A 26,427-nucleotide genomic window follows, 5' to 3' on the forward strand; every position below is an offset into this window, starting at 1 on the left:
GAGGGCGTCATCGGCGCGGCCGGTCGGCTGTGTCGTCGGGGTCGTCGGGGTGGTCGGGGTCGTCGTCGACACCGCGGGCGGCCAGTGCCTCACCGATCGCGTCGGCCCGCTTGAGCAACCGGATGACCAGCGGGACGACCAGCGCCGCCGGGTTGCGTTCCAGGCCGCGCGCCCGCTGCGCCTCCCGGGTCTCGGCGAAGGTCTGGGCGACCAGGGGTACGCAACGCACCGTCAGCGCGAGCACCAGCGCCACCCGGGCCGGGCTCACTCCCACCCGCCGCAGCGGCCGCAGGCACGCCTCGAACGCGTCCAGCATCGCCGACACCCGGGTGGTCAGGGTGACCAGCGCGGCCAGCGTGACCATCAGCAGCAGCTGCCCGACGACCAGCACCGCCCGATGCGGCCCGGCGGTCACCCACTGGAACGCCAGCAGCGGCAGCGCGAACCACAGCACCGGCCGCAGCTGGGCGAGGCCGACCCGCCAGGGGATTCGGGCGAGCCCGGCGGCCAGCAACGTCACCGCGAACGCCAGCGCGAGGTTGGGCACGGTGGTGATCCGGAGTACGCCTACCGCGGCCACCGCCAGGCCGGCGAGTTTCGCGCCGGCGGGCGCGCGGTGCAGCAGCGAGCCGCCCGGCTGGTACAGCCCGAGCCCGGACGCCGAGGCGCCCGCGGCCGAGGACGCGCTCACGCCAGCAGCTCCTCGTACGCCGCGACCGCGGTGTCCGGGTCGGTGTCGGCGGCCACCCGGCCCTCGTGCAGCACCAGCACCCGGTCGAACCCGGCCAGCAGCTGCAGGTGGTGGGTGACCAGGACGACCCGCTGGGGGAGCGAGGCCAGCAACTCGGTGACCATCCGCGCGTTGCGCAGGTCGAGCAGCGTGGTCGGCTCGTCGCAGACCAGCGTGCCGGGCTCGGTGACCAGGACGCCGGCCAGCGCAAGCAGCTGGGTCTGCCCGCCGGAGAGCAGGTGGGCCGGGTGGTCGGCGTACTCCGTGAGTCCGTACGCCGAAAGCGCCGCCTCCACCCGCTCGGCGATCTGCGCCCGGGACAACCCCGACCGGCGCAGCCCGAACGCGACGTCCTCGGCCACCGTGGGCATCACCACCTGGGCGTCCGGGTCGGTGAACACGAACCCGACCCGGCGGCGGACCTCGCGGCCTGCCGTCCGCGTGTCGTAGCCGTCCACCAGCACCTGCCCGCGGCTCGGCAGCACCAGGCCGTTGAGCAGCCGCGCGAACGTCGACTTGCCCGAGCCGTTGGCGCCGACCACGCCGATGCGCCGCTCGGACAGTTCGAGGTCGAGCCCGGACAGCACGGTCCGCGAGCCGTACCGGTGGGAGACGCCGCGAAGCTCGATCACGGCCGGCCCCCGGTGGGCGTGCCGGCGGGCACCTTGGCCACCAGCGCCGCGAGGCCCATCCCGCCGCCGACGGCGACCGCGGCCAGCCCGAGGTCGGGACCGTCGGCCCGCACCATCCGCGAGAACAACCGCACCAGGACCACCGCGCCGCTCGCACCCCACGGATGGCCGAGCGCCAGCGCGCCGCCGTCGGGGCAGATCCGCTCCGGGTCCAGGTCGAGGGCGTCGGCGCAGGCGAGCACCTGCCCGGCGAACGCCTCCACGAACTCGATCGCGCCGATGTCGCCGAGCTTGAGCCCCTGCCGGTCCAGCAGCGCGCGTACGGCGGACACCGGTCCCAGACCGGGCCGGCCGGGATCGGTGCCGGTGCACACCCAGTCGACCAGCCGCAGTCCGGGCCAACCGTGGGCAGCGCGCACGCGTTCGGAGACGACCGCCACCGCGGCCGCCCCGTCGTTGACGCCGCAGGAGTTGCCGGCCGTGACGGTCCCGCCCTCGCCGATCGGAACGAACGCCGGCCGCAGCCGGGCCAGCCGGGTCACGTCCAGCCCGGCCCGGGGACGGTCGTCGCGGTCGCACCCGGCCAGCGGGACAATCTCGGCGGCGAACCGCCCGGCCGCCGCGGCCGCGACCGCCCGGGCGTGGCTGCGCGCGGCGTAGGCGTCCTGGCGTTCCCGCCCCACCCCGGCTTCGCGGGCCACCAGGTCGGCGGCCGCGCCCATGTCCGGGTCGGCGTACGGCGGGGGAGCGAACGGTGCTCGGTCGTACGGGCGTGGTGCTTTGCCCGGGGTGTCCGGCCGCCACGCCCGCACCGGCGCCGTGGACGCGCTCTCCACCCCGCCTGCGAGGTACAGGTCGCCCAGGCCCGCACGCACCTGACCGGCCGCCAGCGTCACCGCCTCCAGGCCGCTGCCGCACTGGCGGTCGACCGTCAGGCCGGGCACGCCCGGGCCGAGCCCGGCACGCAGCGCTGCCACCCGGGCGACGTTGCCGCCGGGGCCCATCGTGTTGCCGAGGATCACGTCGGCGACCCGGCTGCTCTGCTCGGTGCTCTGCTCGGCGCTCGGCTCGGCGTCCCGCGCAGGGTCCGGCTCGGCGCGGATCCCGAGGTCGGCCAGCAGCGCCCGCAGCACCGGTGCGGCGAGTTCGTCGGCGGACAACTGGGCGAGCCCGCGGCCGGCGGTGGCCAGCGGCGTGCGCCGGGCGGCCACCAGGACCGGGGCGCAGCCGGCGAGCGGGTTCACGACAGCACCCGGGCGCCGAGCGTTCCGTCGCGCAGGCTGGCGCCGACCTCGGCCCGCGCCACCTTGCCGCCGGGGGTACGGGGGAGCCGGTCCACGGCGTACCAGAGCCGTGGCCGGTCCGTGGCCGGCAGGCCTGCCGCCGCGGCCGCTCGTAGCTCGGCGAGCGTGGCCGCGTGGTCCGGCCGGGGCTCGACGACGGCGGCGACGACCTGGCCCAGCCGATCGTGCGGCGTGCCGACGCAGGCCACCTCGGCCACGCCGGGCACCTGCCGCAGCACGTGCTCGACCGCCTCGGCCACGACGGTCGCACCACCGGTGGTGATCGCCGCGTCGCCGCGGCCGTGCACCGACAGTGTTCCGTCGTCGTGGCGTACGCCGTGGTCGCCGACCGTGGCGAACCCGTCGGAGTCGCGGTCCAGCCCGAGCGCGAGGTAGGGGCCGCGGGCCCAGATCACGCCGTCGCGGACGTCGACCTCCACCTCGGGGAATGGCCGCAACCTGTCCGGTGGCAGGCCCGGCCTGCGGATGGCGACGAAGGAGAGCTCGGCCGCGCCGTAGTAGTCGACGACCTCCACTTCCGCAGCCGCGGCCGCCGCGCGTACGCCGGGGTCGAGGTGGGCGCCCCCGCACACGACGGTGCGCAACCGGCCGGCCGGGTCGAGCCGGTCCAGGAGTTCGGTGAGCATGCTCGGCACCAGGTGCACGGCGGTGCAGGCTTCGCAGGCCCGGGCCGCGTCGGCGGGCGACCACGACGGCAGGGCGTGCACTGCGGCGCCCATGGTCAGCGCGTGCAGGGCGCCGTACAGGAACAGGCTTCCGGACAGCCGGCCGGGCACCAGTACCGTGTCGTGCGCACCGACGCCGGTGAGCGCGGAGAACGTCGGGAAGCTGAAGGTCCACGACCGGCGGGTACGCGCCACCGGCCGGGGAGTGCCGGTGCTGCCGGAGGTGAACACCACCAGGCTCACGGCACTGCCGTGCCGGTCCACCAGCGCGCGGGCGGCGTCCGTGGCCGGCTTGCGTACGGCGTCCGGCCAGTCCGCGTCGGCGACCACGGCGGCCGCCTCCAGGAGGTCGGCCGCGAGTACGCCGGCCAGCAGGTCGGCCGGGTCCGGCTCGGCGCAGAGGACCGCGTGCCCGGCGGCGACCCCGGCGGCGGCCAGCGCCTCCGCCCGGCGTTCGGCGCGAGCCGCCAGTTCGCCGTAGCTGACCGTCCCGGACGCACCGACCAGCGCCGACCGGTCCGGCTCGGCGGCCGCCCGGCGGCGTACGTCGCGGGAGATGGGCATCGAGGCGAACGTTATCGCCGGGCTCGGCGCCCGGACCCGGTCGGCTTCTCGCCCGCGGGATCGGCGGTCTCGTCCGCGGGGTCGTCCGTGCCGTCCATGCCGTCCATGCCGCGCTCCGCCTCTGCCGTACCGAGCGTCGGGTAGCCCGCGTGGACACCGCGGGCGACCAGCGTCGCGAGCACCGCCTTGATCAGGTCGCCGGGCAGGAACACCGCCGCCGCGACCAGCGTGGCGACCAGCCCGGTCGTGCCCGACCGCCACGCCTGCACCGGGATGCCGACGGCGTACACCACCACGATCCCGCCGACGACGTTGGCGACCAGCCCGGCAGGCAGGTTGTACGCCCGGTAGCGGGGGAGCAGGTGCTCGGTCAGCCATCCGGTCACCCAGGCGCCCAGCGGGAAACCGACGAAGTAGCCCGCCGACGCGCCGGCCAGCACGCCGAGACCGCCCCGGCCGCCGGCCAGCAGCGGCAGCCCGGCGAGGACGAGCGCGCAGAACGTCAGCGTGGCCAGCAGACCGCGGCGCGCACCGAGGATCGACCCGGCCAGCATCGGCCCGAGCGACTGCGCGGTGATCGGTACGGCGCTGCCGAACAGCGTGATCGACCCCGGCAGCCCGAGCGCCGCGATCATGGCCGCGAACAGCGCGATCAGCGCCAGGTCACGGGTCGGTAGCCGGCGGACGGGTGCCGGTGCTGCCATGGTGAAACTCCTCGTGGTTCGGTCGGGCCCGGCTCGGGGCCGCATCGAGGGTATGCGGCCCGCCCGCGAGTCCGACCTGCCCGCACCACCAAGGTCAGGCCGTGCCGGTTGGTGTGACCCCACAACGGACCCCGCGGCCGTGGCCCGGAGCCGTGACCCCGAGCGGGGGCCCGTAACCGGGTCGCGGGCACCCGGGACCGCCCTCTACACTGGCGGGCATGCTCATCCGGATTGCGTGACTGGACACTCCGTTGCCCACGTGCCCCCTGTGTCCGTTCGACTCCGGAGTGTTCTCTCGTGATCACCGTCAGCAATCTCGAACTCCGCGCCGGCGCGCGTCTTCTCCTCGCCGGCCTCTCCTTCCGCGTCGCCGCCGGCGACCGGGTGGGCCTGGTCGGCCGTAACGGCGCCGGCAAGACCACCCTCACCCGGATCCTCGCCGGCGAGGGCCAACCGGCCGCCGGCACCGTCACCCGGTCCGGCACGGTCGGCTACCTCCCGCAGGACCCCCGTACCGGAGACCTCGACATCACCGCCCGCGACCGCGTGCTGTCCGCGCGCGGCCTGGACCAGGTGGTCGACCAGCTGCGCAGCGCCGAGCTGGAGATGGCCGGCGTCGGCGCCGGCAGCGGCGGTGGCACCGACCGCGCGATGCGGAAGTACGCCCGGGCCGAGGAGGAGTTCCTCGCCCGCGGCGGGTACGCCGCCGAGTCCGAGGCGGCCCAGGTCACCGCGAGCCTGGGCCTTCCCGAACGCGTTCTGGCCCAGCCGCTGCGTACCCTCTCCGGCGGTCAGCGGCGCCGGATCGAGCTGGCCCGGATCCTGTTCTCCGGCTCCGACACCCTGCTCCTCGACGAGCCGACCAACCACCTCGACGCCGACTCCGTCACCTGGCTGCGGGAGTACCTCCGGTCGTACAAGGGCGGCCTGGTGGTGATCAGCCACGACGTCGGCCTGCTCGAGGCGACTGTCAACCGCGTCTTTCACCTGGACGCCAACCGCGCCGAGCTGGACGTCTACAACGTCGGCTGGCGCACCTACCTCGAGCAGCGCGAGACTGACGACCGGCGGCGCAGGCGCGAACGCACCAACACCGAACGCAAGGCGAACGCGCTGATGGCCCAGGCGGACAAGATGCGGGCCAAGGCGACGAAGGCGACCGCGGCGAAGAACATGGCCCGCCGGGCCGAGCGGATGGTCTCCGGGCTGGAGGCCGAGCGCAAGGCCGACCGGGTGGCCAGGATCCGGCTGCCCGAGCCCGCTCCCTGTGGCAAGACGCCGTTGACAGCGCGCGAGCTGTCGAAGTCGTACGGCTCGCTGGAGGTGTTCAGCGACGTCGACCTGGCCGTGGACAAGGGCAGCCGGGTGGTCGTCCTCGGGCTGAACGGCGCGGGGAAGACGACCCTGCTCCGGGTCCTGTCCGGGGTCGAGCCGTCCGACACCGGCGAGGTGGTGCCGGGCCACGGCCTCCGGCTCGGCTACTACGCCCAGGAACACGAGACGCTCGACACCAGTCGTACCGTCCGGGAGAACATGCTGGCCGAGGCGCCCCACCTCACCGACACCGAGGCGCGCAAGGTGCTCGGCTCGTTCCTGTTCTCCGGCGACGACGTGGACAAGCCGGCCGGGGTGCTCTCCGGTGGGGAGAAGACCCGGCTGGCGCTGGCCAGGCTGGTGTGTTCGAGCGCCAACGTCCTGCTGCTGGACGAGCCGACGAACAACCTCGACCCGGTGTCGCGGGAGGAGATCCTGGGCGCGATCCGGTCGTACAAGGGTGCGATCGTGCTCGTCACCCACGACGAGGGCGCGGTGGCAGCGCTCGAACCCGAACGCGTCCTGCTGCTCCCCGACGGCGTCGAGGACCTGTGGAACGCCGACTACGCCGACCTGGTCTCGCTCGCCTGAGCCTGGGCTGCGTCTCGTCCCCCCGCGCCTTCCGTGGGGGACGAGACGCCCGATTTCCGTACCGATTTCAACGATTCGAACGACATCCGCCGGATTGCGAATCGGTAATCGGGCCGATCAGGTCTTGCCGACGCGCATGGTCCGGCCGATCATCGGGCATTGGTGGGTTGATCGAATGCCGTGCGGCTCTGCCATGTGAGCCCAGGGCAACCGCCAACTCGCCAGCGGAGGCAAGCGTGGTCGAGACATTGAAGAAGGGCGTTCGGGTCACCGGACCACAGCGGGACAAGCTCGCCGCGGATCTGAGACGAAAGTACGACGGAGGAAAGAGCATCCGTACGATCGCCCAGGAGACCGGCCGGTCCTACGGGTTCGTGCACCGGTTGCTGAGCGAGTCCGGGGTACGGCTCCGCAGCAGGGGCGGAGCGACCCGGGCCAAGAAGGTGCGGGCCTGAAGCCGCGCCGCCGTACGCCCCCCGTCAGACGCGAGGAGCACACGTACGGAGGCAGGCCACGGCCTTGGGACCGCGGGGGTCACCAGGGAGCTGGGCCGGTCGCTGCGAGATCATGACGCCCTGACGAACGAACCCCCTGGCCGGGAAGACATTCTCCGGCCAGGGGGTTCACCTGTGCGGACCGGTCGCCGACGAAGGGAAACCGCGCCTTGAGCATGCACGGTGGTGGCTGGGGCACCATGCGTTCCTTCACCCGGGACCGGTCGGCCGCCCGCCGGCGGCTTGCACCCGGGACGATCCGGCGGATCGTGTCGTTCGCCCGGCCCTACACCGGGTTCGTCGTCTCGCTGACGCTGCTGCTGGCCGTGGACGCCGCCGCGGGTGCGGTCACCCCGCTGATCTTCCGGGAGATCATCAACGAGGGCGTGCTCGGCAAGGACTCCGGACTGGTGGTCCGGCTGGCCCTGGTGGTCGCGGGCATCGCGATCCTGACCGGCGCCCTGGGCCTGGTCGAGCGCTACTGCGGCTCCAGGATCGGCGAGGGCCTGATCTTCGACATGCGTTCGCGGGTGTTCGCGCACATCCAGCGGATGCCGCTGGCGTTCTTCACCCGTACCCAGACCGGCGCCCTGGTGTCCCGGCTCAACAACGACGTCCTCGGCGCGCAGCAGGCGTTCACCTCCACGCTGTCCAACGTCGTGAGCAACCTGCTCACCGCGGTGTTCACGCTGAGCGCGATGTTCGTGCTGTCCTGGCAGATCACCCTGGTCTCCCTGGTCATGCTGCCGCTGTTCCTGCTGCCGGCGCGCTGGCTGGGCCGCAAGCTGCAGGCGATCACCCGGGAGTCCTACGACCTCAACGCGCAGATGAACGCGATGCTGACCGAGCGGCTCGGCGTGTCCGGCGCCCTGCTGGTGAAGCTGTTCGGCCGGCACGAGGTGGAGGACGAGGCGTTCGGGCAGCGGGCCGCTCGGGTGCGCGACATCGGCGTCACCCAGGCGATGTACAGCCGGGTGTTCTTCACCGCGCTGATGCTGGTCGCCTCGCTGTCGGTGGCGCTGGTCTACGGCTGGGGCGGCGTCCAGGCCGTGGCCGGTGCGCTGAGTGTCGGAACGCTGGTCGCGCTGACGGCGTACCTCACCCGGCTGTACGGCCCGCTCACCGCACTGTCCAACGTCCACGTCGACATCATGACCGCGCTGGTGAGCTTCGAGCGGGTGTTCGAGGTGCTCGACCTGGAGCCGCTGGTGAAGAACCTCCCCGGCGCCCGCGAGCTGCCGGCGGACGTGCCGGCGAGCGTCGAGTTCGACCGGGTGAGCTTCGAGTACCCACGCGCCGCGGACGTGTCCTTGGCGTCGCTGGAGACCGTCGCCGTCCTCGACCAGACCGCGTCCACCCAGGTGCTGCACGAGGTGTCGGTGCGGGCGGAGGCCGGCCGGCTGGTGGCGCTGGTCGGGCAGTCCGGTGCGGGCAAGACGACGATGACCCACCTGGTCACCCGGATGTACGACGTCACCGCGGGGGCGCTGCGCGTGGGCGGGATCGACGTACGCGACCTCACGCTGGAGTCGCTGCGGGACGCGATCGGCGTGGTCACCCAGGACCCGCACATGTTCCACGACACCATCCGGGCCAACCTGCTGTACGCAAAGCCGGACGCCACCGACGACGAGCTCGTCGAGGTACTGCGGGCCGCGCAGATCTGGACGCTCGTCGGCGGACTGGCCGACGGGCTGGACACCGTGGTGGGCGAACGTGGCTACCGCCTGTCCGGCGGGGAGAAGCAGCGGCTGGCGATCGCCCGGCTGTTGCTCAAGGCGCCCCGGATCGTCGTCCTGGACGAGGCGACGGCGCACCTGGACTCGGAGTCGGAGGCCGCGGTGCAGAAGGCACTGGCGACAGCGCTGGCCGGCCGGACGTCGCTGGTGATCGCGCACCGGCTGTCGACGGTACGCGACGCCGACCTCATCGTCGTGCTGGACGAGGGCCGGATCGCCGAGCGCGGCACGCACGAAGAGCTGCTGGCCGCCGGTGGGCTCTACGCCGAGCTCTACCGAACCCAGTTCCGTCCTCAGGCGGAGGCGCAGGGAACGCTGTAGCGCGGGCGACCGTCGGCAGCTGCCGGCGGAGCGCTTCTCAGATCGCGCGGGTGGCGCCGCCGTCGACGGATACAGTCGTGCCGGTCATGTACGACGCCACCGGGGCCAGCACGAACGCCGCCACCCGGCCGAACTCCAGCGCCGCGCCGTACCGCCGCAGCGGGATCTCCGCCTCCCGCCGGCGGCGGTAGGCCTCCGGGTCCGGGCTCTGGTCGGCGATCTCGCGGGTGCGCTCGGTGTCGAAGCTGCCCGGCAGCAGGGCGTTGACGCGGACGCCTGCCGGCCCGAGCTCGTCGGCGAGGGTCTTGGCCAGCCCGGCGAGCCCGGGGCGCAGGCCGTTGGAGATCGCCAGCCCCGGGATCGGCGAACGCACCGAACTCGACAGGACGAACGCGATCGAGCCGCCGTCGCGGCAGGCCGTGGCGACCGAGCGGGCCAGCCGCAGGCCACCGAGGAACACCGACTCGAACGCCGACCGCCACTGCTCGTCCCCGGCGTCCATCGCGGTGCCGGGTGCGGGGCCGCCGACGCTGATGAGCGCGCCGTCGAGACGTCCCCACTTGGCCATCGCGGTGGCGACGAGGCGTTCGGCCGAGGCGGGTTCAGCGTTGTCGGCCGCGACGCCGACGGCACGCGCGGTGCCCAGGCTCGCGGCCGCGCGCTGCACGCCCTCCTCGCTGCGCGCGGAGATCACCACGTAGGCACCCTCCGCGACCAGCACCTCCGCCGCTGCCCGGCCCAGTCCACGACTCGCACCACTGAGGAGGAACACTCGGTCCCGTACGCCAAGATCCACGATGCCTCATCTTTCCTCATGACGGTCACGCCATGCGCACTGACACGCTGGGTGGTCCGACCAGTGTGCTGATCCCGGAGCATTGGGCCGGGGTCCGTCACGCCGGGTGCGCTTCGGGGCGGCGGCGGGGGAGGGTCCGCTGCGGCCGGTCGCCGAAACGTCGGTGTTCTCGCGTACGGTCGGTGGCATGTCTGGCGGGATGTCCGGCGAAGACCGCTCCGTGGGCGCGTGGCTGCGTACGGCCGGCGCGGTCACCGTCCTCACCGGCGCCGGGATCTCCACCGACTCCGGCATCCCGGACTTCCGCGGCCCGAACGGCGTGTGGACCCGCGACCCGAAAGCCGAGCGCCTGTCCACCCTGCAGGACTACCTCGCCGATCCGGAAGTACGCGCCGAGGCCTGGCGACGGCGACTCGACCACCCGGCCTGGTCGGCGCGTCCCAACTCCGCCCACGAGGCGCTGGCCCGGCTGGAGGACGCGGACCTCGTGACCGCGGTCGTCACGCAGAACATCGACGGCCTGCACCAGCGCGCGGGATCGCGGCGGGTGATCGAGATCCACGGCACGATCTGGTGGGTCACCTGCGTGGACTGCGGACTTCGTACGCCGATGCGCGACGTCCTCGCCCGGGTCGAGGCCGGCGAAGCGGACCCGCGGTGCCTGCGCTGCGGCGGCATCCAGAAGTCGGCCACCATCTCGTTCGGAGAGGCGCTGGACCGCGCGGTGCTGCTGGCCGCGCAGGAGGTGGCGCGCGCCTGTGACCTGCTGCTCGCGATCGGTACGTCGCTGCAGGTCCATCCGGCGGCCGGCCTGTGCGACGTCGCGTTGCGGGCGGGTGCCCGGCTGGTCGTGGTCAACGCCCAGCCCACGCCGTACGACGAGGTGGCCTCGGCGGTCCTGCGTACTCCCATCGGCGAGGTGCTGCCCCGGCTCGCCGACGAGGCGACCGCTACCGGGATGCCCTGAAAGACGTACTGAGGAAGTCCTGGGACGTCCTGGAACCAGCCTGTCGGAGGCATGCCCTAGGGTTCGACGCGCCTGAACAGATGCAGCAGAAGAGACCCCGGAGCCGGACCCCCTGGGAGCCCCCATGACGCACGCCGTGTCCTCGAGCCGACGCCCGAGGCCCGCGCAGCTTGTGTGGCAGCACGCAGGGATGGGGATGTTCTGCCACTTCGGCATCAACACCTTCTTCGACAAGGAGTGGAGCGACGGCACGCTGCCGGCTTCGGGGTTCGCACCGACCGACCTCGACGCGCGGCAGTGGGTGGACACCGCGGCCGACGCCGGCATGCGTTACGTCGTGCTCACCGCCAAGCACCACGACGGCTTCTGCCTGTGGCCGACCGACACCACCGACTACTCCGTCCGGTCCTCGCCGTGGCGGGGCGGGCGCGGTGACGTCGTCGAGGAGCTCGCCCAGGCGTGCCGCGACGCGGGGCTCGGCCTCGGGCTCTACCTCTCACCGTGGGACCGCAACGCCGCCTGCTATGCCGACCCGGCCGCCTACGACGACTTCTACGTCCGCCAGCTGACCGAGCTCTGCACGAGGTACGGCCCACTGTTCGAGGTGTGGTTCGACGGCGCCGGCTCCGAGGGCCGGGTCTACGACTGGGGCCGGATCATGGACGTGGTCGACGAGCACCAGCCGGACGCGATGGCGTTCAACATGGGCCGCCCCACGATCCGCTGGGTCGGCAACGAGGACGGCCTGGCCGCCGACCCGTGCGACTACGTCGTCTCCGCGGTCGACGGCGACACCGGCAGCGAGGGCGGTGACCGGGCGTGGCTCGGCGAGGGCCGCTACCTGCCGCCGGAGTGCGACGTACCGATCCGGCGGCACTGGTTCTGGCAGACCGACGACCTGGCGACGCTGAAGAGCCTGGAACACCTGCTGGCGATCCACCACCGCTCGGTGGGGCTCGGCGCCGGCCTGCTGCTGAACGTCCCGCCGGACCGCCGCGGGCTGCTGGACGACCACGACCGCGCCCGGCTGGCCGAGTTCGGTGCGGAGCTGCGGCGCCGGTTCGGGTCGGGTCGGCCGGGCGTGCTGACCGCCGAGCCGGACCCGGCGACCGGTCCGGGGACGCCCACCGACGCGGGGACGACGGTGGTCCGGGTCGACCTCGGCGCGCGGACGCCGTTCGACCACGTGGTTCTCGGCGAGGACCTCGCGTCCGGACAGCACGTCACCGGACACGAGGTGCTCGTCGACGGCGAGGTGGTAGCTGCCGGCGGCACCATCGGAGTACGCCGGATCCACGCCTTCGACGAGGTGACCGCCGACCGGCTGGAGCTCCGGCTCACGGGAGCGGGTGCGGCTCTGGCCGGAGTCACCGCGCACCGGACCGGAGCGACCCGGGCGCCGGTCCTGGAGGAGCAGCCGGACATCTCCGCGCAGAAGGTCGACGCGCCGGCGACCTGACCGGCGGAAGTTGCCCAAAACCCGCTGGAGCCGATCGGCAGGGCTCGGCATACTGGGCACGGACGAGAGCCGTCCGCGGGATCGGTGCACGCACCGACCGGGCGGCAGGAGCCCCACAAGGGCACCGACACGAGCAACGACGTGAGCGAGAAGGGTCGACGATGCGGGTCGGACAGCGAGCTACGTGCGCCGAGCTGGGCGCCGAGGTCCGTCTTCGCTGACTCCTCGACCGGCCCTCGGTCCGGCTCGGCGTGAACGCGATTCCCGTTCGCTCCGCCGATCTCCCAAGAACCGAGGACTTCTCGTGCGCACCGTCGACATCCGCCGTACTTTCCTGAACTTCTTCACCGACCGCGACCATCAGGTCGTGCCGTCCTCCTCCCTCGTCACCGACGACCCCTCCATGCTGTTCACCACCGCCGGCATGGTGCAGTTCAAGCCGTACTTCCTCGGCACCTCCACGCCGCCCGGGTCCCGGCTCACCTCGGCGCAGAAGTGTGTGCGGACCGTCGACATCGACGGAATCGGGCATACCGACCGGCACACGACCTTCTTCGAGATGCTCGGCAACTTCTCCTTCGGCTCCTACGGTCCGGACGAGGTGGTGCCGTGGGCGTACGAGTTCCTCACCGAGCGGCTCGGCCTGGACCCCGGCCGGCTGTGGGCGACCGTCTACCGCGACGACAACGAGACACCGGCCCGCTGGCAGCGGCTCGGCATCCCGTCCGAACGCATCCAGCGGCTCGGCATGGCCGACAACTACTGGTCCACCGGCGGGCCCGGGCCGTGCGGGCCGTGCACGGAGATCTTCTACGACCGCGGCCCGGAGTTCGGCCGGGACGGCGGCCCGGCAGCGGGCCCCGACCGGTTCTTCGAGGTCTGGAACCTCGTCTTCATGCGGCACGTGCGCGGCGAGGGCGGCACCGACGACGACTTCCCGATCGTCGGTGACCTGCCGCAGGCGTGCGTGGAGTCGGGGCTGGGAGTCGAGCGGGCGGCGGTGGTGCTGCAGGACGTACCCCACATCCACCGCACCGACGCGCTGCTGCCGGTGCTGTCGAGCGTGCTCGGCCGGGCGTCGGGGTCGCGCACCCGGTCGCCGGAGCTGTCCGCGCGGATCGTCGTCGACCACGTGCGGGCGGCGGCGTTCCTGCTCGCCGACGGCGTACTGCCCGGCCCCGACGGACGCGGTTACGTCCTGCGCCGGCTGGTGCGCCGGGCGGTCCGGCACGTGCGCCTGCTCGGGGTCGACTCGCCCCTGCTCGCCGACCTCGCGGACCAGGTGGTCGACACGCACGTGGAGTCCTGGCCGGAGCTGTCCGGGCACCGTGCGCTGGTCCGGCAGGCGCTCGCGTACGAGGAGGAGGCGTTCGGCCGGACGTTGACGCACGGCACCCGGCTGCTGGACACAGCGATCCGGCGGGCGCGGGCGGAGTCCGGGTCCTCGGGTTCCCCTGAGTCATCCGGGCGGCCCGCGCTGTCCGGGCGTACGGCGTTCGAACTGCACGACACGTACGGGTTTCCGGTCGACCTCACCGTCGAGGTGGCGGCGGAGGCGGGCCTCACGGTCGACACCGACCGGTTCGCGGCGTTGATGGAGGACCAGCGTGAGCGCGCGCGGCAGGCGCGTGCCTCGGCGCCGGGCGACGTCGACGTCCCCTATCGCGCGCTCGCCGAGCGGCACGGGCCGACCCGCTTCGTCGGCTACGACCATCACCAGGCGGACGGCACAGTGCTGGCGCTGGTACGCGAGGGCCGCGAGCTCGCGGTGGCGACCGAGGGGGAGCGGTGCACGCTCGTGCTGGACCGCACGCCGATGTACGCGGAGTCCGGTGGCCAGGTGGGTGACACCGGGACGATCCTCGTGTCGGGTGGGTCGTCGGGGTCGAGTGACGAGGCGCGGCTGCGGGTGCTGGACACCCGGCGCGGACCTGGTGGCCTGCACATTCACGAGGTCGAGGTGGTCCACGGTGAACTCCGGCCGGGTGAGCCGGCGCGGACGACCGTCGATCTGCAGCGGCGGCAGGCGACCGCGCGTTCGCACAGCGCGACGCACGTCCTGCACGCGGTTCTTCGCGAGTACCTCGGCGACCACGCGCGCCAGCAGGGTTCGCTGGTGGCGCCGGGACGGCTGCGGTTCGACGTGTCGCACTTCGCGCCGCTGGACCCCGACCAGGTGCAGGCCGTCGAGGACGAGGTCAACCAGCGCCTGCTGGCCGATCCGGAGGTCCACGTGTGGGAGACCGGCCAGGACGAGGCGCGGGCCGCGGGCGCGATCGCGTTGTTCGGCGAGACCTACGGCGACGTGGTCCGGGTCGTCGACATCGGCGACTTCTCCCGCGAGCTGTGCGGCGGCACCCACGTCGGGCACGCGAGCGCGGCCGGCCCCGTGCGGATCGTGGGTGAGTCCTCGGTCGGTGCCGGGGTGCGCAGGCTGGAGGCGCTGACCGGCGTGGACGCGCTGCGGTACGCAGACCACGAACACCGGCTGCTGGAACAGATCCAGGACCTGCTCGGCGGGTCCGGCCGGTCGGGGTCCGGTCGCTCGGGGTCCGGTGGGCCGGGACGGTCGGCGGACCGGATGCTCGACCAGCTCCGGCGGAGGCTCACCGACCTGGCCGACGCCGAACGCGAACTCGGCCGACGCCGGCGGGCGGACCTGCTGGTGGGTGCGGACCGGCTGCTGAGCCGGCGCCGCGACACCGCGTCCGGCGGCTGGTTGGTGGCGAGCCGGCTGGACGAGTCCGGTGATGGATCCGGCGGAGGCGTGAACCTGGGTGACCCGAACCTGGGTGACCTGGACCTACGCGAACTGGCCCAGGCGGTACTGGAACGCGGCCCGCGGGACCGGCCCGGCGGCGTCGTCCTCGCCCGCGCGCTCGACGGCAAGGCCCAGCTGGTGCTGACGGTCGACCCGTCGTCCGCGGGTCGCGGCACTGCCAAGGAGCTGTTGACACCGGCCGGCCGGGCGATCGGCGGCGGCGCTGGCGGCGACGGTTCGTTCGCGCACGCGGGTGGCCGCGCCGTCGACCGGCTGGACACCGCGCTCGCGCTGGCGGTCGACCGGCTGACCGAGCACCTCGACGGGACCAACGGCGGCTGACCGCTGCCGGGTCCTCTGCGGTTCGGACGAGGTGGGAAGACCTACGGGTGTCACCGGCCCGACAAGTCTTCCCACCTCGTCGCGATCCCAGGAATCGGGAGGAGATCGCGGTCGAGGTGGGCGCACCTGTTCGGGGGAGCGGGCATTCATTCTTCCGCGGAAGAATGCTGGACGCCGTACTGACCGGTTCCCGGCGCGCGGGACCGTCCCGGCCGAAGTGTGGAAGCCGCGGGTGGCCAGCACCTCCGTGATGCTTCACACTTCCGCCTCGACCTGGCCGGCCTCGGCGAAGTGTGAAGACCTCCGGGGCCCATGACCACCGCAGGTCTTCACGCTTCCCCGCGCTGGCCGGGCACCGTCCCCGGCCCCGGCGGTCGAAGGGTCCGGCGTCCCTAGGTTCGGGTTTCCGCGGGAGCCCCGACCCGGACCTCAGCCCGGCGGACCGGTGTGGTTCGGGTCGCCGCGCACCGGGGTGCTGCCGTCCAGGTGCAGGGCCGAGTTGATCAGCGCGATGTGGCTGTACGCCTGCGGGAAGTTGCCCACCATCCGGCGGTGGCGCGGGTCGTACTCCTCCGAGAGCAGGCCGACGTCGTTGCGCAGGTCCAGCAGGCGGCCGAAGAGGTCACGCGCCTCTCGCGTACGCCCGATCATGGCCAGGTCGTCGGCAAGCCAGAACGTGCAGGCGAAGAAGGTGCCCTCGGTGCCCGGCATCCCGTCGCTGCCCGGCCCAACTCCCTCGTTGCCGGGGTAGCGCATCACCAGCCCGTCGCGGGTGAGTTCGCGCTGTACGGCCTCGATGGTGCCCACGACGCGCGGGTCGTCCGGCGGCAGGAAGCCGACCTGCGGGATCAGCAGCAGCGCGGCGTCGACGTCGCGGGACCCGAACGACTGGGTGAAGGTGTTGCGGTCGGCGTCGTATCCCTTCGCGCACACCTCGCGGTGGATCTCGTCCCGGACGGCCCGCCACTTCCCGACTGGGCCGCGCAGCCCGTACTCCTCGACCGCCTTCACCGCGCGGTCCATCGCCACCCAGGCCATCACCTTGGAGTGGGTGAACGGCCGGCGCGGGCCGCGTACCTCCCAGATCCCCTCGTCGCGGTCGTGCCAGTGCTCGCTGAGGTGGGAGATCAGCACCGCCTGCAGCGACCACGACTCCTCGTGCGGGTCGAGTCCGGCCTGCCGGGCCAGCGCGAGGGCGTCGATCACCTCGCCGTAGACGTCCAGCTGGAGTTGGTCGACCGCCTTGTTGCCGACCCTGACCGGGCGGGAGTTCTCGTAGCCGGAAAGCCACGGCAGGTCGTACTCCAGCAGCCGGCGTTCACCGGCCACGCCGTACATGATCTGCAGGTCGGCCGGAGATCCGGCGACCGCGCGCAGCAGCCACTGGCGCCACGCGGCCGCCTCGTCGTCGTACCCGCTGCGGATCAGCGCGGACAGCGTCATGGTGGCGTCGCGCAGCCAGCAGTAGCGGTAGTCCCAGTTGCGGCTGCCGCCGATGTCCTCGGGCAGCGAGGTGGTGGCCGCGGCGACGATGCCGCCGGTCGGCTCGTACGTCAGCGCCTTCAACGTCAGCAGCGAACGCTGCACCGCCTCCCGCCACGGGCCGTCGTAGGTGGACTGCCCCGACCACTCCTTCCACAGCGCCTCGGTGTGGGCGAGTTCCTCGTCGGCGTCGACCGGGGTGGGCGGCGGCAGGTGGGACGGATGCCAGGTGAGCACGAACCGCACCCGGTCGTTCGCACACACGTCGAAGTCGGCGTACGTCGCGAAGTCCCGGCCGTACGTGTGAACGTCGGAGCGCAGCCAGACCGCGTCCGGACCGGCGACCGCGGCGATCTGCTGGTCGATCTTGCGGACCCACGGGATGACGGCGCCGTAGTCGAACCGCAGCCGCAGGCAGCTGCGCATCGGCACCCGCCCGGAGATGCCTTCCACGATCCGAACGATGTCGGGCGCCTGGTGCCGGGGCGGCATGAAGTCGATCACCCGGACCGCGCCCTCGGGGACCTCCCACTCGGTCTCCAGGATCAGCGTGTCGCCGCGGTAGCGCCGCCGCGCCGCGCGCCTCGAGCCGCCGCGGGGCCTGATCGTCCAGTGGCCGTTGTCCTTGTCACCGAGCAGGGCGGCGAAGCACGCGCCGGAGTCGAAGCGGGGGAAGCACAGCCAGTCGATGGAGCCGGACCTGCTGACCAGGGCGGCGGCCTGCATGTCGCCGACGATGGCGTAGTCCTCGATGGGTGCCGCCATGCCCCACGCTCCTCAAGAGCCGTCAGGTGGAACGCCGCGCGCTGTCCTCGTCCTCCAGTGTCGCGCTGCTACCCGAGCGCCCGCGAGTGCCCGTCGGACCGGGCTGGCCGGGGCGGTCGGGCGGCCCGGGGCTTCGCGCCGGGGGTGTACCCCCGGGCGGCGTGCGTCCGGGGGATTGCCGGGGTTGGCGGGGTTCGTTGGGTTCGACCCGCATGTTCCGGAGGCGTTCGCGCAGCCGGCCGTCGTGTGCCTCGTCGTACGCCAGGAAGATCGCGCCGCCGACCGCGATCAGCGCGAACATGTACCACTGGAACGCGTACGCCAGGTGCGGCCCCTCCGACAGTTCCGGCGGCGGCAGCATGTGGGGGAGGTCGGAGCGCTGGGCGGGGATCTGGCGGGCGAGTTCGACGTAGTCGCCGAGCAGGGGGTACGGCACGACCGCCGAGATCGCCGGGACCTGGATGAACCGGACCTGCCCGTCGATCACCTTCTCCTGCCGGTCCGGTGCCTCGCTGGCCCGGACCCGCGCGATCACCGTGACCTCGCCGCTGGGTGGGGTGGGCGCCTTCGGTGCACTGGTGGACCGAAGGCTGGGGATCCAGCCCCGGTTGACCAGGACGGCGTTCCTCGACCCGGCAAGCCGCAGCGGGGTGAGGACGTTGAAGCCGGGCTCGCCCTCCAGGGGGCGGTACCGGACCAGGATCTGGTGCCCGGCGTCGTAGGTGCCGCGGGCCTTCACCTGCGCGTACTCCCTGCCCGGGCCCACCGACCGGCCCGGCGTGAGCACGTCGCCGACGGGGCGAGCGGACACCCCGGAGTTGCTGGTGATCAGGGCGTTCTGTGCGCGGCGCGCCTCCAGGCGGTGCAGCTGCCAGCCGGCGAGTTCGACGCACACGGTGGCAGCGATCACGACCGCGACCATCATGGCGAGCCAGCGTGGCCGCAACAGGAAGCGGTACACGATGAACGACGCTAACCGAACCAGCCCGGCGGCCCTCCCATCGGGGTGGCGGCGGCCGACTTCTGGTGGGGCTGCGGGTGAGGCTTCGGGTGCGGCTGCGGGTGCGGCTGCGGGTGCGGCTGCGGGTAGGGCTTCGGGACGGGAGCGATTGTCGGAGGTGTGTCCTAGGCTGGGCGAATGGTCGCGCAACTACTGGACTCCTTCGGCCGGGTGGCAACCGACCTGCGAGTCTCCCTGACCGATCGCTGCAACCTGCGCTGCACCTACTGCATGCCGGCCGAGGGCCTCGCCTGGCTGCCCGGGCCGGAGCTGCTCACCAACGACGAGGTTGCCCGGCTGGTCGAGGTCGCGGTGTGCCGGCTCGGCGTGCGCGAGGTCCGCTTCACCGGCGGCGAGCCACTGGTCCGGCGCGGCCTGGTCGACATCGTTTCCCGTACGGCACGACTCTCGCCCCGCCCGGAGATCTCGCTGACCAGCAACGGGATCGGGCTCACCCGGCTGGCGGCACCCCTGCGCGAGGCCGGGCTGGACCGGATCAACGTCTCCCTCGACACCCTGAGCCCGGACACCTTCGCCCGGCTGACCCGCCGCGACAGGTGGAACGACGTGGTCGCCGGGCTGGCCGCCGCGGCCGAGGCCGGGCTGACCCCGGTGAAGGTCAACTCCGTGCTGATGCGCGGCACCAACGATCACGAGGCGCCCGACCTGCTGGCCTGGTGCCTGGAGCGTGGGTACGAGCTGCGGTTCATCGAGCAGATGCCGCTGGACGCCCAGCACGGCTGGGACCGGAAGACCATGGTCACCGCCGACGAGATCATCGAGCGGCTGGAGGCGCGGTTCAGCCTGGTGCCCGACGATCCGAGCCGGCGGGGCAGCGCGCCCGCCGAGTCGTTCCTGGTCGACGGCGGCCCGGGCCGGGTCGGAGTGATCGCGTCGGTGACCAGGCCCTTCTGCGGCGACTGCGACCGGGTGCGGCTCACCGCCGACGGACAGGTCCGCAACTGCCTGTTCGCCCGGTCGGAGTCCGACCTGCGCACCGCTCTGCGCGCAGGTGCCGACGACGCCGAACTCGCCCGGCGCTGGCAGGCCGCGATGGCCGGCAAGCTGCCCGGACACGGCATCGACGACCCGAGCTTCCTGCAACCTTCCCGCCCCATGTCCGCCATCGGCGGGTAGCACGCTGCCCCCGCATCCACCCTGGCGGCGTTGTCGTCGTCTCGCGTAGAACCCCGCTACGCGTTCCTCCTCCGCCTGGCCAGGGCGGCGCGGGAACACCGTGCCGGCGCTGCCCCGGCATCCGCGCTGGCGGCGTTGTCGCGGTCATTCGGAGAAGGGTTCCACCTCGCGCAGGAAGCCGCGGGCGGACAGGAAGTCGGACAACTGGGCGCGGTGAAGGTCGCACGCGAGCCAGGTCTTGCGACGTTCCTCGGTGTGAATGCGCGGATTGTTCCACCGCAACGCCCACTCGGCGGGTGCGGTGCACCCCCTGGCCGAACAGATCGGCTCGGGCTCGACGTCGGGCTCGGTCACGACCTCACCTCATCGCGCGACCGCCGCTGCCGAGCAGCCGGGTCGGCATTCCTGGCCCGGGAGGACCGGTGAAGGCCCCGAGCGACCCGACTGCGCGGAGTAGCTGATAGTGGCCACATTCGGCAGATTGGCTCACGCTGAGTCATAATTAACGGTCCGTAGATGACAAGAAGCGATGCCGGGCAGCCACGGGGGAAGCCGCCCGGCATCGCATCACGTCGCACTCCGACGGGGGAAGCGGAGCGCGCAGAACGAGTCTGGCACGAAGGCCCCAGGTAGGTCTAGCCGGTCCTCGCGTTATTTTGCGGCGGGACAGGGTGCTCCGGAGGTGCCGGAAGCTGCAGCCGATGATCAGGCAGGTAGGCAGGTGGCGGGGTCTTGGTGCGCTCCCGACCGGCGTTTGCGATCACGACGGCGACATACGGGAGGATGAACGCGGCCACAATGAGCAGCCATCGGATGATGCCGTGAGTGACGAACGCGCCCACGAAGCAGAGCGTTCGCACCCCCATGGAGATCAGATATCGCACCTCCCGGGACCGGACGTCAGCCTTCAGACTGCGCGGAGCTCCCGAGATCCGGAATACGTCCTGATCCGACTTCTGGCTCATTCCACCTCCCGCACCTGATCCACGGTACGCGTGCCCACCGACAGGTCCCACCGGCAAGCGGCATTCCGATGGCCTCGATGGTCATCCATCGCTCGTCGGTGGACAACTCGGCGGGCCCCGCCGCTGTGCACCTACCCCCTCAAGACCGCCCCGCGAGCGCAAATGTGACACGGGCGGGGACGTGACGGATGTCATGCCCGGACCAGGATCTCCGGCGCAGGCCCGGGCGCCGCCCGACCGGCACCGTGGACTCCGTGCAGACGACACCATCCCGTACGGCACGGTCCCGTACCTCCTCCCGTACGAATTTCTCCCGTACGTCACGCCGGCGTACGGCATCCTCGAGTTCGCCCCCGGCCACGACCGGCATGGCGGTCCACCTGTCCGGACTGGTGAAGAGCTACGGAGAGGTCCACGCCGTGCGCGGTGTGGACCTCGACATCGCACCCGGTGAGGTGGTGGCGCTGCTCGGCCCCAACGGCGCCGGCAAGTCCACCACCGTCGACATGCTGCTCGGGCTGGCCCGGCCCGACCAGGGCTCGGTCGCGGTCTTCGGCGCCGAACCCCAGCAGGCCGTGGCGCAGGGCCACGTGGGCGCGATGCTGCAGGCCGGGTCGCTGCTTCCGGACGCGACCGTCGGCGAGTTGGTCGCGATGTTCGCCGCTCTGCACCGCGCGCCGCTGCCGGTGGAGGAGGCGCTGGAGCGGGCAGGCATCAGCGAACTCGCCGACCGGCCCACCGGCAAGCTGTCCGGCGGCCAGGCCCAGCGGGTGCGGTTCGCCCTGGCGGTCGTACCCGATCCCGACCTGCTCGTCCTGGACGAACCCACCGTCGGGATGGACGTGGAGTCGCGGCGCGCCTTCTGGGCGGCGATGCGCAACCTCACCGCGGCCGGCCGGACCGTGCTGTTCGCCACGCACTACCTCGACGAGGCCGACGACTACGCCGACCGGGTGGTGCTGATGCGGTCCGGCCGGATCATCGCCGACGGGACCGCCGACGCCATCAAGAACCAGGTGAGCGGCCGGCGCATCGGCGCCCGCATCCCGGGCGCGGACCCGGCCCGGCTGCGTGCCCTGCCCGGCGTCTCCGACGTCGCGGTGCACGGTGACCGGGTGACGCTGGACTGCACCGACGCGGACGCCGCGCTGCGCGCGCTGTTGTCGGCGTACGAGCAGGCCAGTGACCTGGAGGTCCGCAGCGTCGACCTCGAGGACGCCGTGGTGGCCCTCACTTCCGCGGCCGACGATCAGAGCGACGAAGCGCGCACCGGCGCAGCCCATGACGACGCAGCCCACAGCCGTACCGACCAGGAGAGCCGGCCATGACCACGCGTTACCTCATGCTGGAGGCGCGCCGCGCCTACCGGAACAAGCGGTTCCTCATCTTCACCCTGGCGATGCCGGTGGTGCTGTTCCTGATCTACGTCCAGATGTACGGCAAGGGGCACATCAACGGCGTGAGCGTCCAGGCGTACCTCATGGTCTCGATGGCGGCGTTCGGCTCGATGAGCGCCGCGATGTCGGCCGGCTCGCGGATCGCACTGGAACGGCAGAGCGGCTGGAACCGCCAGCTGCGGCTGACGCCGCTGAAGCCGCTCTCGTACCTTCTGGCCAAGGCCGCGGTGGCCATGATGGTGGGCGTGCCCGCCGTCGTGTTCGTCTACGGCGCGGGTGCCCTCGTCGCGCATGTCCGGCTCGGCGCGGGGGAGTGGGCGGTGTCGGCCGTCGGGCTGTGGCTGGCACTGATCCCGTTCGCGGTGCTCGGGATCCTCATCGGGTACGTCGCCTCGCCCGACAGCGCCCAGGCCATCTATCCGGCGACCTTCATGGTCCTGTCGCTGTTCGGCGGCATCTTCATCCCGGTCGAGGCGATGCCGAAGCTGATGGCCAACCTCGCGCAGCTGCTTCCGTCGTACTGGCTCGGGATCATCGGCCGCAGCCCGCTCGGCCTGGCCGGGTTCGAGTGGAAGGCGGTGCCCGTGTTGCTGGCCTGGACCGTGGTGCTCACACTGATCGTGGTGCGGCGGTACCGCGTCGACACCGCCCGGGCGTGACGAACGGACCGGATCCGACACCGGCCGAGCCGCTGTCGAACACCTATCGGAAACTAAGGTCGATGAGCGTGACTCCGAACGCCGTGCACGGCGAGGACGCGGCCCCGGACGGCTCCCGGGGGCCCGCGGTCGTGCAGCGGAGCCGCCTGGGGCGGTGGCGGGGCATCTTCGGCGCCGCCCTGTGGCTGGTCTTCCTCGCCTCGCCGGTGTCGACGGCGCTGGGGCGGAGTCCCGCCTGGGAGTGGCAGTTTCTCGTCGTCGTGGTCACCGCGGCGTTCTGTGCCACCTATGTCGCGATCTTCCGGATGGTGCGCCGGGACTCCGACAGCCGGCACGCGATGGTGTGGCTGGTGACCCTCGCGGTGCTCTGCGGCGCGTTCTGCCTGCTGGCCGGCGAGGACGGCATGTTCTGCCTGGTCTACCTCGCCGCGGGTGGAGCCGCCGCGCTCCCGGCGCGCACGTCGGCATTGTGTACCGGGGGATGTGTCGGGCTGACGATCGCGCTGCCGCTGGCCGTGCCGGGGTGGAACATCACCCCGGAGGGCACGATGTCGGTGCTGCTGGGTGCGCTTGCCTCGTCGGCGTTCGTCAGCCTGCTGCGGCGCAACTGGGAGTTGCGCGAGGCCCAGGGCGAGATCGCCCGGCTGGCCGTCGCGGACGAGCGGCTGCGCTTCTCCCGCGACCTGCACGACATCCTCGGGCACAGCCTCACCGTCATCACTGTCAAGGCGGAGTTGGCAGGCCGGCTGGTGGAGCAGGTGCCCGAACGCGCCGCCGTCGAGATCGCCGACGTGGAACGCCTGGCACGGGAGGCGCTGGCCGACGTGCGGGCAACGGTCGCGGGATACCGGGCCACCAGCCTGGCGGCCGAGCTGAGCCAGGCCCGCCACGCACTGGAGTCCGCCGGGATCACCGCCGTGCTCCCGAACTCCGCCGACGAGGTGACCGGCCCGCCGCGTGAGGTGTTCGGGTGGGTGGTGCGCGAGGGCGTGACCAATGTCGTACGGCACAGCGGGGCGGCGACCTGCACCGTACGGCTGACGCCCACGAGTGTGGAGGTCGTCGACGACGGGATCGGGCGGCGTTCCGGCAGGAGTTCGACCGGCAGGGATGGGAACGGCAGGGGCGGGAACGCCCACGCGAAGGCCGGCCCCACGCCGCTGGATCCGCCGCCGTTCAACCTCTCCGACGGCTTCGACGAACCCGCCTCCTCCCACGGGCTGGTCGGCCTGGCCGAACGCGTCCGCGCCGCCGGTGGCGACCTGACCGCCGGCCCGTTGCCCGGTGGCGGGTTCGCGTTGCGGGCGAAGGTACCCGCGTGAGCGAGCAGATCCGGATCCTGCTCGCCGACGACCAGCACCTGGTACGCGGCGCGCTCGCCGCCCTGCTGTCGCTGGAGGCCGACCTGGAGGTGGTCGCCGAGGTGAGCCGCGGCGACGAGGTCGTGGACCGCGCGCGGGAGACCAGACCAGACGTGGCCTTGCTGGACGTGGAGATGCCCGGCGCCGACGGCATCACCGCCACCCGCGACCTGCGGACGGCGCTGCCGGACTGCCGGGTGCTCGTGGTCACGACGTTCGGCCGGCCCGGCTACCTTCGCCGGGCGCTCGCCGCGGGCGCGAGCGGGTTCGTGGTCAAGGACACTCCCGCGTCCCAGCTCGCCGACAGCATCCGGCGGGTGCACCAGGGGCTGCGGGTGGTGGATCCGACGCTGGCGGTGGAGTCGCTCACCGCGGGGGAGAGCCCGCTGACCGCGCGGGAACGCGACGTGCTCCTGGAGACCCGCGGCGGCGGGACGGTGGCCGACATCGCCCGGGCGCTGGTGCTGTCGGAGGGGACGGTACGCAACCACCTGTCCAGCGCCATCGGGAAGACAGGTGCTCGTACGCGCGCCGAGGCGGTCCGGATCGCCGACTCCAACGGCTGGCTGTGAAGGGGCCGACGGCCTCCTAGGAAAGCGTTCCGGCGTACGTGGGAAGGACGATCCGCGACGCCGCCCGGCCGCCGCGGTGGACGGTCTGGTCGCCCGCCGGGCACAGGTCGAACCTCGGATAGTTCGACGACGCGATCTCCACCCGGATCCGGTGCCCGGCCCGGAACGTCATGGCGGTCGACCCGACCGTCACCTCCACCTCCGTACCGTCTCCGGAGGTTCCCCCGGCCGGCGTCGCCACCCGGCGAACCGAGTCGACCACCGACATCGCGGTGCCGTCCGGGTGCACGTCCACGAGCTTCACCGCCACGTCGGCGACCGCTGCCGTCGACTCGAACACCACGTGGGCACGGACCGTGCCGAGCACCGTCAGGTCCTGGCTGAGCACGTCGCCGGTGTAGACGAGGACGTCGGGGCGGCGCTCCACGTCGCGCTGGTCGCGCGGACCGGCCTCGGGGAGTACGGGATGCAGGGTGCGCCCGCCGTTGGTGGGCACCGGGTCGGCCGGGTCGTGGCGGTAGCGGTCGGTGCCGGACTCCTGTGGTGTGGGCCGGTCCAGCCGGCCGTCGGCGGCGAGGTAGAACGCCGTCTCGTGCGCAGGGGGCGGCCAGGCCTCGAGGTCGAGCCACCGGTTGGTGCCCATGACGTGGACCCGTACGCCGTGCGGCACCTCACCACCGGCCAGGCCCGCGCTCAGGAAGCCGGCCTGCTCCTCGTACAGCCCGTTGAAGTCGCCCATGGCGGCGACGCCGAAGTCGAGCTGCCCGGTCGTCCGCCGCAGCATCGACCCGTGCGACCACGGGCCGACGACCAGCCGCTGGCGGTGGGCGGCCCGCCTGTCGCCGCCGGCCAGCAGCGAGTAGCCGGCGATGGTGTTCTCGCAGAACAGGTCGTGCCATCCGGCGAGGTGGTAACCGGCGACGTCGGTGCCGGCCCCGTCGAGGGCGGGGGTGGCGTCGAGCTCGGACCACGGGCCGTCCCCGGCCGCGCCAGATCGATCCCCGGCCGCCCCGCCCGAGCGGTCGGCGGTGCCGCCGGAGCCCAGCCAGCGCTGCCAGTCCGGACTGATCGCGGTCAGGGTCTTCTCGGCCAGGGGGATCGAGGCCGGCCAGGTGTCCAGCGCCTCGATCGACTCCTGGCGTACACCGTCCTCGAGGTTGCTGCCGAGCGCGCCGAGACCCAGCGTCCAGGAGGAGAAGACGCCGAGCTGGAGCGCGCCTCCCTCGTACGCCACTGACCGGATCGAGGGCCCGGCGACCGCCGGAGCGACCACCCGCAGGCCGGCGGGCCGCTCGGCCAGGGCGAGCCACTGGGTGAAGCCGTTGTAGGAGGCGCCGATCATCGCGACCGCGCCGGCCGACCACGGCTGGGTGGCGCACCAGGCGACGGTGCGCGCGCCGTCGTCGCGTTCGGACCGGAACGGCGTGAACTGGCCGGCGGAGTCCCAGCGCCCGCGTACGTCCTGGGTGACGACCGCGAAACCGAGCCGGGCCAGGCCGACCGCGTCGTGCGCGGCCCGGGCGGACGCCCGGCCGTAGGGGGTGCGGACCAGCACCACCGGGTGCTGCTGCCCGTCGTCGGCGACCGTGACGTCGGTCGCCAGCGCGGTCCCGTCGGCGGCGGTGACGGTGGTGTCGAGGGTGAGGACGCGGGAGGCCGAGATCACGTGGCGAGCCTACTTTCGCGGCGCCGGATGGGCGGTGGCT

22 protein-coding genes are annotated in these 26,427 nt (G+C 72.8%); 11 read left to right on the forward strand and 11 right to left on the reverse strand.

Going from position 1 to position 26,427, the window contains the following annotated elements:
- Nucleotides 1–7: 7 nt before the first annotated feature.
- The 5 genes from F4554_RS11115 to F4554_RS11135 are packed head-to-tail and all read right to left on the reverse strand — an operon-like array spanning nt 8 to nt 4,599.
- Nucleotides 8–691 carry an energy-coupling factor transporter transmembrane protein EcfT gene (locus tag F4554_RS11115; RefSeq protein WP_179787310.1) on the reverse strand — a complete coding sequence of 228 codons (684 nt, stop codon included), beginning with the start codon at nt 689–691 and terminating at the stop codon, nt 8–10.
- Nucleotides 688–1,362 (reverse strand): ATP-binding cassette domain-containing protein, encoded by a 675-nt coding sequence (locus F4554_RS11120; RefSeq protein WP_179787311.1) that lies wholly within the window; start codon nt 1,360–1,362, stop codon nt 688–690. The genes F4554_RS11115 and F4554_RS11120 overlap by 4 nt, the downstream gene beginning before the upstream one ends.
- Nucleotides 1,359–2,606: a thiolase family protein gene (locus F4554_RS11125; protein ID WP_337795970.1), complete on the reverse strand. Its 1,248-nt coding sequence runs from the start codon at nt 2,604–2,606 to the stop codon at nt 1,359–1,361. The genes F4554_RS11120 and F4554_RS11125 overlap by 4 nt, the downstream gene beginning before the upstream one ends.
- Nucleotides 2,603–3,895: a class I adenylate-forming enzyme family protein gene (locus F4554_RS11130; protein WP_179787312.1), complete on the reverse strand. Its 1,293-nt coding sequence runs from the start codon at nt 3,893–3,895 to the stop codon at nt 2,603–2,605. The genes F4554_RS11125 and F4554_RS11130 overlap by 4 nt, the downstream gene beginning before the upstream one ends.
- A gap of 11 nt (nt 3,896–3,906) precedes the next feature.
- Nucleotides 3,907–4,599 (reverse strand): biotin transporter BioY, encoded by a 693-nt coding sequence (locus F4554_RS11135; RefSeq protein WP_179787313.1) that lies wholly within the window; start codon nt 4,597–4,599, stop codon nt 3,907–3,909.
- A 297-nt stretch (nt 4,600–4,896) separates the two neighbouring features.
- Between F4554_RS11135 and F4554_RS11140 the strand changes: the two genes are divergently transcribed.
- From F4554_RS11140 to F4554_RS11150, 3 genes are all read left to right on the forward strand, one after another.
- The gene (locus F4554_RS11140) at nt 4,897–6,504 is read left to right on the forward strand and encodes an ATP-binding cassette domain-containing protein (protein WP_179787314.1); all 1,608 of its coding nucleotides are present in this window, start codon (nt 4,897–4,899) and stop codon (nt 6,502–6,504) included.
- A gap of 236 nt (nt 6,505–6,740) precedes the next feature.
- Nucleotides 6,741–6,959 carry a helix-turn-helix domain-containing protein gene (locus F4554_RS11145; RefSeq protein ID WP_092655998.1) on the forward strand — a complete coding sequence of 73 codons (219 nt, stop codon included), beginning with the start codon at nt 6,741–6,743 and terminating at the stop codon, nt 6,957–6,959.
- A gap of 215 nt (nt 6,960–7,174) precedes the next feature.
- Complete coding sequence (locus tag F4554_RS11150) at nt 7,175–9,058, forward strand: ABC transporter ATP-binding protein (protein ID WP_179791445.1); 1,884 nt, start codon at nt 7,175–7,177, stop codon at nt 9,056–9,058.
- A gap of 37 nt (nt 9,059–9,095) precedes the next feature.
- Here the strand turns inward: F4554_RS11150 and F4554_RS11155 are convergent, their stop codons facing one another.
- Nucleotides 9,096–9,854 (reverse strand): SDR family oxidoreductase, encoded by a 759-nt coding sequence (locus F4554_RS11155; RefSeq protein WP_179787315.1) that lies wholly within the window; start codon nt 9,852–9,854, stop codon nt 9,096–9,098.
- A 187-nt stretch (nt 9,855–10,041) separates the two neighbouring features.
- On the opposite strand from F4554_RS11155, the gene F4554_RS11160 reads away from it, so the two are divergent.
- The 3 genes from F4554_RS11160 to alaS all read left to right on the forward strand — a co-directional run bounded on the left by F4554_RS11160 (nt 10,042) and on the right by alaS (nt 15,383).
- Nucleotides 10,042–10,821 carry an SIR2 family NAD-dependent protein deacylase gene (locus F4554_RS11160; protein WP_238341269.1) on the forward strand — a complete coding sequence of 260 codons (780 nt, stop codon included), beginning with the start codon at nt 10,042–10,044 and terminating at the stop codon, nt 10,819–10,821.
- Between the two features lie 190 nt (nt 10,822–11,011).
- On the forward strand, nt 11,012–12,280 hold the full coding sequence (locus F4554_RS11165; RefSeq protein ID WP_238341270.1) for an alpha-L-fucosidase: 1,269 nt from the start codon (nt 11,012–11,014) through the stop codon (nt 12,278–12,280).
- Nucleotides 12,281–12,584: 304 nt separating this feature from the next.
- Nucleotides 12,585–15,383 carry an alanine--tRNA ligase gene (alaS, locus tag F4554_RS11170; protein WP_179787317.1) on the forward strand — a complete coding sequence of 933 codons (2,799 nt, stop codon included), beginning with the start codon at nt 12,585–12,587 and terminating at the stop codon, nt 15,381–15,383.
- A 429-nt stretch (nt 15,384–15,812) separates the two neighbouring features.
- On the opposite strand, the gene F4554_RS11175 is transcribed toward alaS, so the two are convergent.
- Both F4554_RS11175 and F4554_RS11180 read right to left on the reverse strand, forming a co-directional pair.
- A complete protein-coding gene (locus F4554_RS11175; protein WP_179787318.1) occupies nt 15,813–17,630 on the reverse strand; it encodes a glycoside hydrolase family 15 protein in 1,818 nt (605 codons plus the stop codon).
- Nucleotides 17,631–17,652: 22 nt separating this feature from the next.
- Entirely contained in the window at nt 17,653–18,591 is a 939-nt protein-coding gene (locus F4554_RS11180) for an SURF1 family cytochrome oxidase biogenesis protein (RefSeq protein ID WP_179787319.1), read from the reverse strand.
- Between the two features lie 177 nt (nt 18,592–18,768).
- Here F4554_RS11180 and moaA point away from each other — a divergent pair, with 177 nt between their 5' ends.
- Nucleotides 18,769–19,767 (forward strand): GTP 3',8-cyclase MoaA, encoded by a 999-nt coding sequence (gene moaA / locus F4554_RS11185; RefSeq protein ID WP_179787320.1) that lies wholly within the window; start codon nt 18,769–18,771, stop codon nt 19,765–19,767.
- Nucleotides 19,768–19,911: 144 nt separating this feature from the next.
- On the opposite strand, the gene F4554_RS11190 is transcribed toward moaA, so the two are convergent.
- A complete protein-coding gene (locus tag F4554_RS11190) occupies nt 19,912–20,121 on the reverse strand; it encodes a hypothetical protein (RefSeq protein ID WP_179787321.1) in 210 nt (69 codons plus the stop codon).
- A 281-nt stretch (nt 20,122–20,402) separates the two neighbouring features.
- Complete coding sequence (locus F4554_RS11195; protein ID WP_179787322.1) at nt 20,403–20,732, reverse strand: DUF3099 domain-containing protein; 330 nt, start codon at nt 20,730–20,732, stop codon at nt 20,403–20,405.
- 254 nt (nt 20,733–20,986) lie between these two features.
- Between F4554_RS11195 and F4554_RS11200 the strand changes: the two genes are divergently transcribed.
- The 4 genes from F4554_RS11200 (at nt 20,987) to F4554_RS11215 (ending at nt 24,721) form a co-directional block, all read left to right on the forward strand.
- On the forward strand, nt 20,987–22,060 hold the full coding sequence (locus F4554_RS11200; protein ID WP_337795971.1) for an ABC transporter ATP-binding protein: 1,074 nt from the start codon (nt 20,987–20,989) through the stop codon (nt 22,058–22,060).
- Nucleotides 22,057–22,788: an ABC transporter permease gene (locus F4554_RS11205; protein WP_179787323.1), complete on the forward strand. Its 732-nt coding sequence runs from the start codon at nt 22,057–22,059 to the stop codon at nt 22,786–22,788. Before F4554_RS11200 ends, F4554_RS11205 begins: the two co-directional genes overlap by 4 nt.
- A gap of 62 nt (nt 22,789–22,850) precedes the next feature.
- Nucleotides 22,851–24,110, forward strand: coding sequence for a sensor histidine kinase (locus tag F4554_RS11210; RefSeq protein ID WP_179787324.1), 1,260 nt, complete (start codon nt 22,851–22,853; stop codon nt 24,108–24,110).
- Nucleotides 24,107–24,721: a response regulator gene (locus tag F4554_RS11215; RefSeq protein WP_337795972.1), complete on the forward strand. Its 615-nt coding sequence runs from the start codon at nt 24,107–24,109 to the stop codon at nt 24,719–24,721. The genes F4554_RS11210 and F4554_RS11215 overlap by 4 nt, the downstream gene beginning before the upstream one ends.
- 16 nt (nt 24,722–24,737) lie before the next feature.
- Here the strand turns inward: F4554_RS11215 and F4554_RS11220 are convergent, their stop codons facing one another.
- Complete coding sequence (locus F4554_RS11220) at nt 24,738–26,387, reverse strand: CocE/NonD family hydrolase (protein WP_179787325.1); 1,650 nt, start codon at nt 26,385–26,387, stop codon at nt 24,738–24,740.
- Nucleotides 26,388–26,427: the final 40 nt, after the last annotated feature.

The organism is Actinopolymorpha rutila (assembly GCF_013407855.1).
GTDB lineage: Bacteria > Actinomycetota > Actinomycetes > Propionibacteriales > Actinopolymorphaceae > Actinopolymorpha > Actinopolymorpha rutila.

Bases quoted from the DNA above. Each gene is read 5' to 3' on its own strand.
- F4554_RS11130 (WP_179787312.1), bottom strand. From the start codon at position 3,895: ATGCCCATCTCCCGCGACGTACGCCGCCGGGCGGCCGCCGAGCCGGAC.
- F4554_RS11135 (WP_179787313.1), bottom strand. From the start codon at position 4,599: ATGGCAGCACCGGCACCCGTCCGCCGGCTACCGACCCGTGACCTGGCG.
- F4554_RS11150 (WP_179791445.1), top strand. From the start codon at position 7,175: ATGCACGGTGGTGGCTGGGGCACCATGCGTTCCTTCACCCGGGACCGG.
- F4554_RS11160 (WP_238341269.1), top strand. From the start codon at position 10,042: ATGTCTGGCGGGATGTCCGGCGAAGACCGCTCCGTGGGCGCGTGGCTG.
- F4554_RS11165 (WP_238341270.1), top strand. From the start codon at position 11,012: ATGGGGATGTTCTGCCACTTCGGCATCAACACCTTCTTCGACAAGGAG.
- F4554_RS11175 (WP_179787318.1), bottom strand. From the start codon at position 17,630: ATGGCGGCACCCATCGAGGACTACGCCATCGTCGGCGACATGCAGGCC.
- moaA (WP_179787320.1), top strand. From the start codon at position 18,769: ATGGTCGCGCAACTACTGGACTCCTTCGGCCGGGTGGCAACCGACCTG.
- F4554_RS11195 (WP_179787322.1), bottom strand. From the start codon at position 20,732: ATGAGCCAGAAGTCGGATCAGGACGTATTCCGGATCTCGGGAGCTCCG.
- F4554_RS11205 (WP_179787323.1), top strand. From the start codon at position 22,057: ATGACCACGCGTTACCTCATGCTGGAGGCGCGCCGCGCCTACCGGAAC.
- F4554_RS11210 (WP_179787324.1), top strand. From the start codon at position 22,851: ATGAGCGTGACTCCGAACGCCGTGCACGGCGAGGACGCGGCCCCGGAC.